Raw genomic sequence first — 13,072 nt, forward strand, 5'->3', positions numbered from 1 at the left:
CACCACCCCAGCCCCGAGCCCTACCCCGAGGAGCACTTCGGCGGCGGCCCGGTCGCGAGCGCCACCCCGGCAGGGTGGCTGGCGCCGGCGGCCGGAGTCCTCGGCGCGCTTTTTGTCGGCGGGGCGATCGTGCTCTACCGCACCGGCGGCCGCCGCCGTGAACCGCGGGAACTGCCGGAGTACGGCGTGGCGCCGCCCCCGGCCGCCTGACATCGACGGAACCGCGCCGATACCGGCCCGGCCCCTACCGGCCGACCGGCGGCCGCGGCCACGGCGATAGGCTCTGCGGGTGGCGCTCAAGAACATCCCCGACCCCGGGTACGCGGGGGACGACGGCTCGGCCGACCCCCGGCTCACGGCGGCGCTCGCCGCCTGGCAGAAGGACCCGACGACCGAACCGGAGCTGCTGCGGCTGCTGTCCGGGGCCCGCCTGCTGGTCCCGGTGGTCGCGGTGCTGGGCGAGGTGGAGACCGGCCCGGACGGCCTGCGCCGGGAGAAGACCAGCGACATGGCCGTACCCACGCTCAACGCGCCGGGCGGGCGGCGCGCGCTGCCCGCCTTCACCTCCACCGACACCCTCGCCCGCTGGCGCCCCGACGCCCGCCCGGTCGCCGTCGCCCTCGGACAGGCCCTCCAGGCGACCTTCCACGAGGGGGCCGACACCCTGGTGCTCGACCTCGCCGGCCCGGTCACCTACCAGCTCACCGGTCCCGCCCTGCGCGCGCTCGCCCAGGGCCGGGACGCCGCACTCCCGCCCGCCGAGGACCCGGAGGTCCGCGCGGCCCTGCGCGCCCTGCTGGCCGACCAGCACGGCGTCGACGCGGCCACCCTCACCCCGGGCGGCGACGCCGACGGCGTGCTCGCGCTGCGGCTGGCCCCGACCGCGCCACCGGCTGAGACCGGTGGCGCGGTGGCGCACGCCCTCGCAGCCGACGAACTGCTGCGGGAACGCCTCGTACGCGGCCTCCAGCTCGCGTTGCTGCCGCCGGACGGCGAGCTGCCCGGCGACCCGCTCTTCGACCGCCGGAACGCCCCGGCGGACCGCGGCGGCAGGTCCTAGGAGGGCGGCGCCGGAAGCGGGTTCGCCGGCGGGCCGGTTGTCGCCGTCGCCCATGTCGGTCCGCACGCCGGGTCCGCAGGTTCAGGTCCACCGCACGCACGTGGCCGCGATCACCTCGCGGTGGCGCAGCTCAGCGCCCCGGCCGGCACGGCGCGCCGGGGGCCGACGCTCCGGGAGACCGCTCGGCGCGGGGTCAGCCGTAGACCGGGCCGGTGAACTTCTCGCCCGGGCCCTGGCCCGGCTCGTCCGGCACCAGCGACGCCTCGCGGAATGCCAGCTGGAGCGACTTCAGACCGTCCCGCAGCGGAGCCGCGTGGTAGGAGCCGATCTCGGTGGCGCTGGCGGTGACCAGACCCGCGAGGGCGTGGATGAGCTTGCGGGCCTCGTCGAGGTCCTTGTGCTGCTCCCCGTCCTCGGCGAGGCCGAGGTTGACGGCGGCCGAGCTCATCAGGTGCACCGCCACGGTGGTGATCACCTCGACCGCGGGCACGTCCGCGATGTCTCGGGTCATGGCCTCGAAGCCGGGCCGGGGGTCCTGCGGAGTGGCGTCGCTCATGGCTCTCTTCGTCTGTGCGCTGGGACGGCCGGCCGTCCCGGCGGGAGGGGAGGCCGTCCCGGTGGGAGGATGGGACGGAGGCCAGCCTAGGCGAGTGGGCCGGCGCCGCCGCCGTGGGGCCGCGGGGATCGCGGCGTGAGCGGGGCTCGGGCTCGTGTACGATGGAGTTCGACCGGTCGGGTGCCGTAGTGCCCGACCCGCAAGTGGAGGCTCCACACAGCTCCCACCCGATCGACTTCCAGTCGGCGGGTCACGAGGTCAGACTGCGCCCCGCGGTGATCGTGGCGGTGCTCCGTCTGTAGGAGCCCTGCCTGTGTCCCCGTCCGGGGCGTTTTGCGCGTCACGGCTCCCAGCGGGGCGGTCCCACGAACACAGACGTTACGCGGCTGTCCGCCAGGCAACCGTGTGGTGCTTACCGAGGAGGCCTCATCAGCGCCGAGCCCCGTATCAACGACCGGATTCGCGTCCCCGAGGTGCGACTCGTCGGTCCCAGTGGCGAGCAGGTCGGCATCGTGCCGCTCGCGAAGGCACTGGAGCTTGCCAATGAGTACGATCTCGACCTCGTCGAGGTGGCCGCGAACGCGCGACCGCCCGTGTGCAAGCTCATGGACTACGGGAAGTTCAAGTACGAGTCGGCCATGAAGGCCCGTGAGGCGCGCAAGAACCAGGCGCACACGGTCATCAAGGAGATGAAGCTCCGGCCGAAGATCGACCCGCACGACTACGACACCAAGAAGGGTCACGTCGTCCGGTTCCTCAAGCAGGGTGACAAGGTCAAGATCACGATCATGTTCCGCGGTCGTGAGCAGTCCCGGCCCGAGCTGGGCTACCGACTGCTGCAGAGGCTCGCGGAGGACGTCCAGGAGCTCGGTTTCGTGGAGTCGAACCCGAAGCAGGACGGCCGGAACATGATCATGGTCCTCGGTCCGCACAAGAAGAAGACCGAGGCCATGGCCGAGGCCCGCGAGGCGCAGGCCGCCCGCAAGGCGGAGCGTCTGCGGGGCAGCGAGTCCCCGGAGGATTCCGCCGAGGCGTGAGCCTCCCGTCCGGCGCCGGACCCGTCCGGCCGCCGGAGAACCAACCGAACAGCTGACGTTTCCGCCTGCCGGTTCGCAAGAACCGGGGCCCCGGGCGGAAACGCCACCGACGAGGAGAGAACGGCGACATGCCGAAGAACAAGACGCACAGTGGTGCGAGCAAGCGCTTCAAGCTCACCGGCTCCGGCAAGGTGATGCGCCAGCGTGCCGGCCGCCGCCACCTTCTCGAGCACAAGCCGTCGACGCTGACGCGCCGCCTTGCGGGCAAGGTCGAGATGGCTCCGGCCGACGCCAAGAAGATCAAGAAGCTTCTCGGCAAGTGAGTCGGCTGTTCCGGAGCGGCCACCAGCGCGCACCGGGACACGACCCAGACCGGGACCCCATCGATTTCCGGGTCGGGTGAGTCAACCCCGACCCCGCTACAAGGAGTTTTCACGTGGCACGCGTCAAGCGGGCGGTCAACGCCCACAAGAAGCGCCGGGCGATCCTGGAGCAGGCCAGCGGCTACCGCGGCCAGCGCTCCCGCCTCTACCGCAAGGCCAAGGAGCAGGTCACCCACTCCTTCGTCTACAACTACAACGACCGGAAGAAGCGCAAGGGCGACTTCCGCCAGCTGTGGATCCAGCGGATCAACGCGGCGGCCCGCGCCAACGGCATCACCTACAACCGCTTCATCCAGGGTCTGAAGGCCGCCGAGGTGGCCGTCGACCGCAAGATCCTCGCGGACCTCGCGGTCAACGACCCGAACGCGTTCGCCGCGCTCGTCGAGGTCGCCCAGAAGGCCCTGCCGAGCGACGTCAACGCTCCGAAGGCCGCCTGATCGGCCCGACGACGGCAGCGCCGGACAACAGCGTGATCTGACCCGCAGGCGACACGAACGCCTGCGGGTCAGCCGCGTCCGAACGCCGAGTCACCCGACGCCCCCGATCCCGCCAACGCCGACGCAGAAGCGAGTACGCCGCACCCATGGGCACCGACGAGCCGATCTCCCCGCGCAACCCGCGCGTCGCCGCCGCCCGCCGGCTGGCCCGCCGCAACGTCCGGGCCAAGGAACGGCGGTTCCTCGCCGAGGGCCCGCAGGCCGTGCGCGAGGCGGTCGACCACCGCGACGCCGAAGGCCGCGGCACGCTCGTCGAGCTGTTCACCACCGCGGAGGCGGCCGAACGGTACGCCGACGTCGTCGAGGCCGCCCGGGCAGCCGGGGCCCGGGTGCTGACCGCCTCGGACGCCACGATGGCCGAGATCTCCCAGACGGTCACCCCGCAGGGACTCATCGGGGTCTGCCACTTCCTCGACACCTCCTTCGACGACGTGCTCGCCGCCCGGCCCCGGCTGGTCGCCGTCCTCGCCCACGTCCGCGACCCCGGCAACGCCGGGACCGTGCTGCGCTGCGCCGACGCCGCCGGCGCGGACGCCGTGGTGCTCACCGACGCCTCGGTGGACCTCTACAACCCCAAGTCCGTCCGCGCCTCCGTCGGCTCGCTCTTCCACCTCCCGGTCGCCGTCGGCGTACCGGTCGAGGAAGCCGTGCGCGGGCTGCGGGCCGCGGGGCTGCGCGTGCTGGCCGCCGACGGCGCCGGCGAGAGCGACCTCGACGAAGAGCTCGACCGGGGCGCCATGGGCGGCCCCACCGCCTGGATCTTCGGCAACGAGGCCTGGGGGCTGCCGGCGGAGACCCGCGCACTCGCGGACGAGGTGGTGCGCGTTCCGATCCACGGGCGGGCGGAAAGCCTCAACCTGGCCACCGCCGCCGCCGTCTGCCTCTACGCGTCCGCCCGGGCACAGCGTGCCGCCGGAGGGTGCCGTTCCGTCACCTCCACCTAGTAGGGTGAGCTGACCTGCGGGCCCGTGGAACCCGGGCCGTACGGCACTGGGGGTGAAGAGGGGATGGACGTCAGGACGTCCGAAGGCGCCGACCGGGCGGACTCCGCCCGCCGCCACGACGTGCCGCCCGTACCGTTCGGCACGCTCCACCAGGACGGAGCCCGGGACGCGGCCCACCAGGACGCGGCCCACCACGGCGGTGTCTCGCCCGACGACCTCCCCGACGGGCTGGTCGTCGCCGACTCCGACGGCGTCGTGCTGTGCTTCAACGCAGCCGCCGCCCGCATCACCGCCGTCCGCCCCGCCGACGCGCTCGGCCGGCACATAGCGACCGTGCTGCCGCTGGAGGACCTGGAAGGCCGCCGCTGGTGGCAGCTGACCGACCCCTTCAACGGCCTGGCCACCCGCACCCGCCAACCCGAGCGGAACCTGCTGCTGCCCGGCGGCCGCGAGGTGCTGGTCTCCGCCTCCTACGTACGCAGGCACCCCACCGGGCCGCTGCACCGGCTGGTCGTCGCCCTCCGCGACACCGAGGCCCGCCGCCGCACCGAACGCTGCCAGGCCGAGCTGATCGCCACCGTCGCCCACGAGCTGCGCTCCCCGCTCACCTCCGTCAAGGGCTTCACCGCCACGCTGCTGGCCAAGTGGGAGCGGTTCACCGACGACCAGAAGCGGCTCATGCTGGAGACGGTCGACGCCGACGCCAACCGGGTCACCCGCCTCATCGCCGAACTGCTGGACATCTCCCGTATCGACTCCGGACGGCTGGAGGTCCGCCGGCAGCCGCTGGACGTGGCCGCCGCCGTGCACCGCCACGTCGAGGCGCACGTCGCCGCCGGCATCCCCGCCGAGCGCTTCCGGATCGAGGTCGCCGCCCCTCTGCCCACCCTGTGGGCGGACCCCGACAAGATCGACCAGGTGCTGGCCAACCTGCTGGAAAACGCCGTGCGCCACGGCGAGGGATCGGTCACCATCGAGGTGGCGCCGGCCGCCCCCGCGGGCCCCGACGCCGCACACCGACGCGGCCAGGAAGGGACAACCGTCACCGTGAGCGACGAGGGCCCGGGCATCCCCGAGGAGTCGATGGGCCGCGTCTTCACCCGCTTCTGGCGGGGCAGCAAGCGCGGCGGCACCGGGCTCGGCCTGTACATCGTCAAGGGCATCGTGGAGGCCCACGGCGGCACGATCACCGTCGGCCGGTCCGCCTCCGGCGGCGCCGAGTTCCGATTTACCCTGCCCGTGGGCACCCCGGCGGCGCTCGCCTGACCCCCACGGGGCGGAGCAGCACACCGGAGCGCGGCCCGCGGGCTTGCCGCAGACCAGTCACCGCGCGCCGCCCCGTAGACTCGTTCTTCGGCACCCGCAGCTCAGACCACCCGCGAACGAAGATCGTGTCGGCTGGGCGAGGGGCCCTCGGGCACGCGCGAGCCAGCCAATCGGAAGTACGGGAAGAGATGTCGGCACCCAACAAGTCGTACGACCCAGTCGAGGTCGAAGCACTGAAACCGGAAGCGGTCGAGCGGGCGCGGGACGAGGCGCTGGCCGCGATCGCCGCCGCCGGCGACCTGGACGCGCTCAAGGAGGTCAAGGCCGCGCACGCCGGAGACCGCTCCCCGCTGGCCCTGGCCAACCGGGAGATCGGCGCCCTGCCCCCGCACGCCAAGGCGGACGCGGGCAAGCGGGTCGGCCAGGCGCGCGGCGTCGTCTCCAAGGCGCTCAAGGAGCGCCAGACGGTGCTGGAGGCCGAGCGGGACGAGCGCGTCCTGGTGCAGGAGGCGGTCGACGTCACCCTGCCCCACGACCGCGTCCCCGCCGGTGGGCGGCACCCGCTGACCACGCTCATGGAGCGCGTCGAGGACGTCTTCGTCGCCATGGGCTACGAGGTGGCAGAGGGCCCCGAGGTGGAGGCGGAGTGGTTCAACTTCGACGCCCTCAACTTCCACCCCGACCACCCCGCCCGCACCATGCAGGACACCTTCTTCATCCACGGTGAGCGGCCGCAGGAGATCGACTCCGGCTCCGCCGAGGGCGAGTCCGGCGTCGTCCTGCGCACCCACACCTCCCCGGTGCAGATCCGCTCGTTGCTGGACCGCGAGCCGCCGGTGTACGTGGTGTGCCCGGGCAAGGTCTTCCGCACCGACGAGCTGGACGCCACCCACACACCGGTCTTCCACCAGGTGGAACTGCTCGCCGTGGACGAGGGCCTCACCATGGCCGACCTCAAGGGCACCCTGGACCACATGGTCCAGGCCCTGTTCGGCGGCGACGGCATGAAGACCCGGCTGCGGCCGAACTACTTCCCCTTCACCGAGCCGTCCGCCGAGATGGACATGGTCTGCTACGTCTGCCGCGGCGAGTCGGTGGGCAACCCGGACCGGCCCTGCCGGACCTGCTCCTCCGAGGGCTGGATCGAGCTGGGCGGCTGCGGCATGGTCAATCCCCGCGTGCTGGTGGCCTGCGGGGTGGACCCGGAGAAGTACAGCGGCTTCGCCTTCGGGTTCGGCATCGAACGGATGCTGATGTTCCGCCACAACGTCGAGGACATGCGAGACATGGTCGAGGGTGACGTGCGCTTCACCCGGCCGTTCGGGATGGAGATCTGATGCGCGCCCCGCTTTCCTGGCTGCGGGAGTACGTCGAGCTGCCCGAGGGGCAGACCGGCCGTGACGTCGCCGCCAAGCTGATCGCCGCCGGCCTGGAGGTCGAGACGGTCGAGCAGCTCGGCCAGGGCCTCAAGGGCCCCCTGGTGGTCGGCCAGGTCCTCGCCATCGAGGAGCTGACCGAGTTCAAGAAGCCGATCCGCTGGTGTCAGGTCGACGTCGGCGAGGCCAACGGCACCGGTGAGCCGCAGAACCTCATCTGCGGCGCCCGGAACTTCGCCGTCGGCGACAAGGTCGTCGTCGTGCTGCCCGGCGCCGAGCTGCCCGGCGGATTCAAGATCGCCGCGCGGAAGACCTACGGCAAGGTCTCCGAGGGCATGATCTGCTCCGCCTCCGAGCTGGGGATCTCCGACGACCACGACGGCATCATCGTGCTGCCGCCCGAGTACGAGGTCGGCACCGACGCCATCGAGCTGCTGGAACTGGTCGACGAGGTGCTGGACATCGCCGTCACCCCGGACCGCAGCTACTGCCTGTCCATGCGCGGCCTGGCGCGTGAGGCGGCCATCGCCTACGGCGTGCCGCTGCGCGACCCGGCGCTGCTGGACGTGCCCGCCCCCAACGACTACGGCCCCGCCGTAGAGGTCGCCGACGCCGCGGGCTGCGACCGGTTCACCGCCCGCGCGGTGACCGGCGTCAACCCCGAGGCCCGCTCGCCGATCTGGCTGCAGCGCCGCCTGCAGAAGGCCGGCATGCGCCCGATCTCGCTCGCCGTCGACATCACCAACTACGTGATGCTCGAACTCGGCCAGCCGCTGCACGCCTACGACCGCTCCCGCGTCCAGGGCACGATCGGCGTGCGGCGCGCGGAGGCCGGCGAGAAGCTGACCACGCTCGACGGCGTCACCCGGGTCCTGGACGCCGAGGACCTGGTCATCACCGACGAGTCCGGCCCCATCGGCCTCGCCGGTGTCATGGGCGGCGCCGGCACCGAGATCGCCGACGTCGCCGTCGACGCGGCGAACGGCGAGGTCACCGGCACTCGCGAGATCGTGATCGAGGCCGCGCACTTCGACCCGATCGCCATCGCCCGCACTTCCCGCCGCCACAAGCTCGGCTCCGAGGCGTCCCGCCGCTTCGAGCGCGGAGTCGACCCGCAGGCGGCCTCCGCGGCCGCCCAGCGCACCGTCGACCTGCTCGTCCTGCTGGCCGGCGGCAGCGCCGAGGCAGGCGTCACTGAGATCGCCACCCCGGGCGGCCCGCGCACGATCCGGATGGCCGCCGACCACCCCGACCGGGTGGCCGGGATGAGCTACGGCCGGGAGGCCGTCGTACGCCGCCTCCAGCAGGTCGGCTGCGACGTCTACGGCGCCGACGAGCTGACCGTCACCGTGCCCAGCTGGCGGCCCGACCTCAACGAGCCGAACGACCTGGCCGAGGAGGTCATCCGGCTGGAGGGCTACGAGTCGCTTCCCTCCACCCTGCCCCGCCCGCCGGCCGGTCGCGGCCTCACCGGGCGGCAGCGGCTGCACCGCCGCGTCGGCCGGGCGCTCGCCGGCGCCGGCTACACCGAGGCGCTGAGCTACCCGTTTGTCGGCGACGCCGCCTTCGACCGGCTCCAGCTCGCCGCCGACGACCCGGCCCGCCGCACCGTGCGCATCCAGAACCCGCTCTCCGACGAGGAGCCGGAGCTGCGCACCACGCTGCTGCCGGGCCTGTTCGGCGCGCTGCGCCGCAACGAGGGCCGGGGCAACCACGACGTGGCGCTCTTCGAGACCGGCCTGGTCTTCCACCCCCGCGAGGAGGGCGGCCACGCGGTCCGCCTGCCGGTGGACCGGCGGCCGAGTGACGACGAGGTCGCCGAGCTGGACGCGGCGCTGCCCGCCCAGCCCCGGCACGTCGCCGTCGTGCTGTCCGGCGCCCGCGAGCTGCCCGGCTGGTGGGGCGAGGGCCGTCCGGCGATGTGGGCGGACGCGGTCGAGGCGGCCCGCACGGTCGCCCGCGAGGCCGGGGCCGAGCTGCGGATCGCCGCGGGGCAGTACGGCCCGTGGCACCCGGGTCGCTGCGCCCGCCTCAGCGTCGAGATCGACGGCGTCGAGCAGGTCGTCGGCCACGCCGGTGAGCTGCACCCCCGGGTGACCAAGGCGTTCGGCCTGCCGGCTCGGTCCAGCGCCATGGAGCTCGACCTGGACGCGCTGGAGAAGGCCGCCGGCGGACCGGTCACCGCGCCGGAGGTGTCGACCTTCCCGGTCGCCACCCAGGACGTGGCGCTGGTCGTCGACGCCGCCGTGCCGGCCGCCGACGTGGAGGCCGCGCTGCGCGAGGGGGCCGGTGAACTGCTGGAGTCACTGCGGCTGTTCGACGTCTACACCGGTGAACAGCTCGGCGAGGGCCGGAAGTCGCTCGCGTACGCGCTGCGGTTCCGCGCCAAGGACCGCACGCTGACGGCCGAGGAGGCCGGCGCCGCCCGGGAGGCCGCGGTGACCGCCGCCGCCACCCGCACCGGCGCCGAACTGCGCGGCGCCTGAGGCGGGTAGGACAACAGAGGGGCGCCCGTCTTGCGGCCCAGCCGGCCCGCCTCGACCATGCGCTGGAGCAGCGGCGGCGCGGCGTACAGCGGCTCCTTGAACTCCTCGTACATCGAGTGCGCCACCGACGCGACGGTGTCCAGGCCGATCAGGTCGGCCAGCTTCAGCGGACCCATCGGGTGGGCGCAGCCCAGCTCCATGCCGTTGTCGATGTCCTCACGGCTGGCCGTACCGGCCTCGAACATCCGGATCGCCGACAGCAGGTACGGGATGAGCAGCGCGTTCACCACGAAGCCCGACCGGTCCTGGGCGCGGATGGCGTGCTTGCCCAGCACCTTGCCGACCACGGCCTCGGTCCGGGCGATCGTGCCCTCGCCGGTGGTCAGCGCCGGGATCAGCTCGACGAGCTGCTGCACCGGCGCCGGGTTGAAGAAGTGGATGCCGATGACCTGGTCCGGGCGCGAGGTCGCCACGGCCAGCTTCACCAGCGGGATCGAGGAGGTGTTGGACGCCAGGATCGCGTCCGGCCGGGTCACCACCTGGTCGAGCACCTGGAAGATCTCCGTCTTCACCTGCTCGTTCTCCACGACCGCCTCGATGACCAGGTCCCGGTCGTGGAACTCGCCGAGGTCGGTGGTGAACGTCAGCCGTGCCACGGCCGAGTCCCGCTCCGCCTCGGAGATCTTGCCGCGCTCCGCGGCCCGGTCGAGGGAGTTGACCAGGCGGGTACGGCCCAGCTCCAGCGCGTCGCCGGTGGTCTCGGCGACCTTCACCTCAAGCCCGGCGCGCGCGCACACCTCGGCGATGCCGGCGCCCATCTGGCCGCAGCCCACCACTCCGACGCGTTCGATGTCGGTCACATCGTGCCTTTCGCTGATTCTCCGGTCCGCGGCGCGCGACCGGTTCACGGCCACCGCGCCTCGCCGCACGACGTTACCCCGCCTGGGCCGTCGGAGTGATCCCCGGCCCCGCGTTCCCGCCCGGAACGACGCATTCCGTGTCCTGCGCCCTTCCCAGCCCCGGTACCGGCATGCTGTGCTCTGCGTCACGCGCCGGGCACCGTCGGTCGGCGGCGGTGGCGGAGTGGACCTTCGAAGCGGCGTGGACCTTCGAAGCGGCGACCTTCACAGGGAACGACCTCGGACCGAGGGGGCAGGATGGGGCGGATCACACGCAGGGCGTTCGCGGCCGTGGCGGCCGGCGCGTTGACCGGCGCGCTGAGCACGGCGTCCGGCGGGCCGGCGGCGGCGACGGGCACGGAGACCACCGCGGGTGCCGCCACCCGGCGCGGCCGCAGCACGTCGATGCGCGGCATGTGGGTGGCGACCGTGGAGAACATCGACTGGCCGAAGGCTCCCGGCCGGGACGCCGCCGCCCACCGCCGCGAGCTGCGGGATCTCCTGGACACGGCAGTACGCAGACGACTCAACACCGTCTTCCTCCAGGTGCGGCCCGCCGCCGACGCGCTGTGGCCCTCGCCGCACGAGCCCTGGTCGGTGTACCTCACCGGGACGCAGGGCGAGGACCCCGGCTGGGACCCGCTCGGCTACGCGGTCGAGGAGGCGCACGCGCGCGGTCTCGCACTGCACGCCTGGTTCAACCCCTACCGGGTCGCCAACCACGCCGACCGTGAACGCCTGGTCGGGACCCACCCCGCCCGGCGCAACCCCACCTGGGCCGTCCCCTACGGCGGCAAGCTCTACTACAACCCCGGGCTGCCCGAGGTCCGGGAGTTCGTGCTGGACGCCATGTACCACGCGGTGGAGAACTACGCCGTCGACGGCGTCCACTGGGACGACTACTTCTACCCCTACCCGGTCGCCGGCCAGCGGTTCGACGACGACGACGCCTTCCGTGACCACGGCGGCGACTTCACCTCCCGGGCCGACTGGCGGCGGGACAACGTCGACCAACTGGTCCTGGGAATGCGGAAGCGGCTGCGCGATCACAAGAAGGTCGCCTTCGGCATCAGCCCCTTCGCCGTCTGGCGCAACCACTCCACCGACCCCGCCGGCTCCCGGACCTCCGCCGGCGTGCAGACCTACGACGACCTGTACGCCGACACCCGCAAGTGGGTCAGGGAGGGCTGGCTGGACTACGTCGTCCCGCAGGTCTACTGGCACATGGGCTTCCGCGCGGCCGACTACCGCGAACTGGTGCCCTGGTGGAACGAGGTGGCGAAGGGCACGGGAGTCAGGCTGTACATCGGCGAGGCCGCCTACAAGGTGGCCGACCCGGCCCAGCCGGACGCCTGGCACGACCCGGCCGAACTCTCCCGGCACCTCACGTTCTGCCGGGAGCACCGGCAGGTGCGCGGCAACGTGTTCTTCTCCGCCAAGCACGTCGCCGCCGACCCGATCGGCGCGATCACCCAGGTGGTGCGGGACCACTACCGCTGAGCGCCGTCTCGCGCGCGACGGCGGCCGGGCGGGTCAGCCGGGGGAGCCGCCCGGCGGGCGGACCGGCGCGGTCAGGAACCGGCGGGGGAGCCGTCCGCGGGGTGCCTCACGACCGAGTCCGGGCCCGGTGACATCACCGACTCGTGCCCGTCCTCGAAACGCACCCTGAAGGGCGGCTCGCCGTTCTCGCCCAGAACCTCCACGATCTCCGCCACATGGTCGTGCTGGCCGACGACCCGGCCGTGCACCACAAGCTTGTCGCCTACCTCGGCTCGCATGGCGGGCCCTCCTGTCACACGGTTGCCTACGGGTGGAATGTGCCGATTCGAGTACCCCTCGAAGTCTAGGACCGCTGCCCGCCGCTGCCCAGCCGGCGCACCCGGACCACCGTCGGCCCGGCGCCGCCTCCCGCCGTCCGCTGGGTCACCGCGATGCACGCCAGCACGCCGAGCGCGGTCAGCGGCGCGAGCGGCGACATCCGCTCGCCGAGCAGCAGCACAGCCCACAGCAACGTCAGCAGCGGCTGCGCCAACTGCAGCTGACTCGCCCGGCCGACGCCGATCACCGCCATCCCCCGGTACCAGACCATCAACCCGACACACTGCGAACCCAGCACCAGCCAGGCGAGACCCACCACCGTCCGCGCGGTGAGCCGACCGTCCGGCTCCACGGCCATCGCGAGCACCGCCACCGGCAGCGACAGCGGCAGGCACAGCGCCAGCGCCCAGCCGATGACCTGCCAGCCCGGCATCTCCTCGGCGAGCCGCCCGCCCTCGCCGTACCCGGCCGCGCACACCACCAGCGCGCCGAACAGCAGCAGATCGGCCGGCGACAGGCCACCGCCGCTCTCCCACAGGGCGAACCCGGCCACCAGTACCGCGCCCCCCGACGCCGCGAGCCAGAACGCCGCCGGATGCCGGGTGCCGCGCCGCCAGGCGCCGTAGGCGGCCGTGGTCAGCGGCAACAGGCCGACGACCACGGCGGCGTGCGCGGTGCTGGAGGTCTCCAGGGCGAGCGCCGTCAGAAGCGGAAAGCCCACCACCACCCCGCCCGCGACGACGGCCAACC

The 13,072-nt window shown here is 73.1% G+C and carries 11 protein-coding genes and 3 pseudogenes; 10 read left to right on the plus strand and 4 right to left on the minus strand.

Features of this window, described 5'->3' with window-relative positions:
- Both FNX44_RS28055 and FNX44_RS15585 read left to right on the plus strand, forming a co-directional pair.
- Positions 1-210: pseudogene (locus tag FNX44_RS28055) on the plus strand (hypothetical protein); the annotation flags it as partial.
- Positions 211-289: 79 nt separating this feature from the next.
- Positions 290-1,060 (plus strand): SseB family protein, encoded by a 771-nt coding sequence (locus tag FNX44_RS15585; protein WP_143648855.1) that lies wholly within the window; start codon positions 290-292, stop codon positions 1,058-1,060.
- A gap of 193 nt (positions 1,061-1,253) precedes the next feature.
- Here FNX44_RS15585 and FNX44_RS15590 read toward each other — a convergent pair whose 3' ends face one another.
- Complete coding sequence (locus tag FNX44_RS15590; protein WP_143648856.1) at positions 1,254-1,616, minus strand: DUF1844 domain-containing protein; 363 nt, start codon at positions 1,614-1,616, stop codon at positions 1,254-1,256.
- Positions 1,617-2,019: 403 nt separating this feature from the next.
- On the opposite strand from FNX44_RS15590, the pseudogene infC reads away from it, so the two are divergent.
- The 7 genes and pseudogenes from infC (at position 2,020) to pheT (ending at position 9,605) form a co-directional block, all read left to right on the plus strand.
- Positions 2,020-2,653: pseudogene (gene infC, locus FNX44_RS15595) on the plus strand (translation initiation factor IF-3).
- Positions 2,654-2,781: 128 nt separating this feature from the next.
- Entirely contained in the window at positions 2,782-2,976 is a 195-nt protein-coding gene (rpmI, locus tag FNX44_RS15600) for a 50S ribosomal protein L35 (RefSeq protein ID WP_143648858.1), read from the plus strand.
- Positions 2,977-3,089: 113 nt separating this feature from the next.
- Positions 3,090-3,473 (plus strand): 50S ribosomal protein L20, encoded by a 384-nt coding sequence (rplT, locus tag FNX44_RS15605; RefSeq protein ID WP_143648859.1) that lies wholly within the window; start codon positions 3,090-3,092, stop codon positions 3,471-3,473.
- A 146-nt stretch (positions 3,474-3,619) separates the two neighbouring features.
- A complete protein-coding gene (locus tag FNX44_RS15610) occupies positions 3,620-4,477 on the plus strand; it encodes a TrmH family RNA methyltransferase (RefSeq protein WP_143648860.1) in 858 nt (285 codons plus the stop codon).
- Between the two features lie 63 nt (positions 4,478-4,540).
- Positions 4,541-5,743 carry a sensor histidine kinase gene (locus FNX44_RS15615; protein ID WP_143648861.1) on the plus strand — a complete coding sequence of 401 codons (1,203 nt, stop codon included), beginning with the start codon at positions 4,541-4,543 and terminating at the stop codon, positions 5,741-5,743.
- Positions 5,744-5,931: 188 nt separating this feature from the next.
- Positions 5,932-7,080: a phenylalanine--tRNA ligase subunit alpha gene (gene pheS / locus FNX44_RS15620; protein WP_143648862.1), complete on the plus strand. Its 1,149-nt coding sequence runs from the start codon at positions 5,932-5,934 to the stop codon at positions 7,078-7,080.
- Positions 7,080-9,605 (plus strand): phenylalanine--tRNA ligase subunit beta, encoded by a 2,526-nt coding sequence (gene pheT / locus FNX44_RS15625; RefSeq protein ID WP_143648863.1) that lies wholly within the window; start codon positions 7,080-7,082, stop codon positions 9,603-9,605. Before pheS ends, pheT begins: the two co-directional genes overlap by 1 nt.
- A gap of 5 nt (positions 9,606-9,610) precedes the next feature.
- On the opposite strand, the pseudogene FNX44_RS15630 reads toward pheT, so the two are convergent.
- Positions 9,611-10,465, minus strand: a pseudogene (locus FNX44_RS15630) (3-hydroxybutyryl-CoA dehydrogenase); the annotation flags it as partial.
- Positions 10,466-10,762: 297 nt separating this feature from the next.
- Here FNX44_RS15630 and FNX44_RS15635 point away from each other — a divergent pair.
- Complete coding sequence (locus FNX44_RS15635) at positions 10,763-12,004, plus strand: glycoside hydrolase family 10-like protein (RefSeq protein WP_143648864.1); 1,242 nt, start codon at positions 10,763-10,765, stop codon at positions 12,002-12,004.
- A gap of 71 nt (positions 12,005-12,075) precedes the next feature.
- On the opposite strand, the gene FNX44_RS15640 is transcribed toward FNX44_RS15635, so the two are convergent.
- Both FNX44_RS15640 and FNX44_RS15645 read right to left on the minus strand, forming a co-directional pair.
- On the minus strand, positions 12,076-12,282 hold the full coding sequence (locus tag FNX44_RS15640; RefSeq protein WP_143648865.1) for a DUF1918 domain-containing protein: 207 nt from the start codon (positions 12,280-12,282) through the stop codon (positions 12,076-12,078).
- Between the two features lie 65 nt (positions 12,283-12,347).
- Positions 12,348-13,072, minus strand: a 725-nt coding sequence (locus tag FNX44_RS15645; RefSeq protein WP_143648866.1) for a DMT family transporter, incomplete at its 5' end; no start/stop codon positions are given.

Origin of the sequence: Streptomyces alkaliterrae (assembly GCF_007097205.2) — a bacterium.
Classification (GTDB): Bacteria; Actinomycetota; Actinomycetes; order Streptomycetales; family Streptomycetaceae; genus Streptomyces; species Streptomyces alkaliterrae.

Bases quoted from the DNA above. Each gene is read 5' to 3' on its own strand.
- FNX44_RS15590 (WP_143648856.1), bottom strand. From the start codon at position 1,616: ATGAGCGACGCCACTCCGCAGGACCCCCGGCCCGGCTTCGAGGCCATG.
- rpmI (WP_143648858.1), top strand. From the start codon at position 2,782: ATGCCGAAGAACAAGACGCACAGTGGTGCGAGCAAGCGCTTCAAGCTC.
- FNX44_RS15610 (WP_143648860.1), top strand. From the start codon at position 3,620: ATGGGCACCGACGAGCCGATCTCCCCGCGCAACCCGCGCGTCGCCGCC.
- FNX44_RS15615 (WP_143648861.1), top strand. From the start codon at position 4,541: ATGGACGTCAGGACGTCCGAAGGCGCCGACCGGGCGGACTCCGCCCGC.
- pheS (WP_143648862.1), top strand. From the start codon at position 5,932: ATGTCGGCACCCAACAAGTCGTACGACCCAGTCGAGGTCGAAGCACTG.
- pheT (WP_143648863.1), top strand. From the start codon at position 7,080: ATGCGCGCCCCGCTTTCCTGGCTGCGGGAGTACGTCGAGCTGCCCGAG.
- FNX44_RS15635 (WP_143648864.1), top strand. From the start codon at position 10,763: ATGGGGCGGATCACACGCAGGGCGTTCGCGGCCGTGGCGGCCGGCGCG.
- FNX44_RS15640 (WP_143648865.1), bottom strand. From the start codon at position 12,282: ATGCGAGCCGAGGTAGGCGACAAGCTTGTGGTGCACGGCCGGGTCGTC.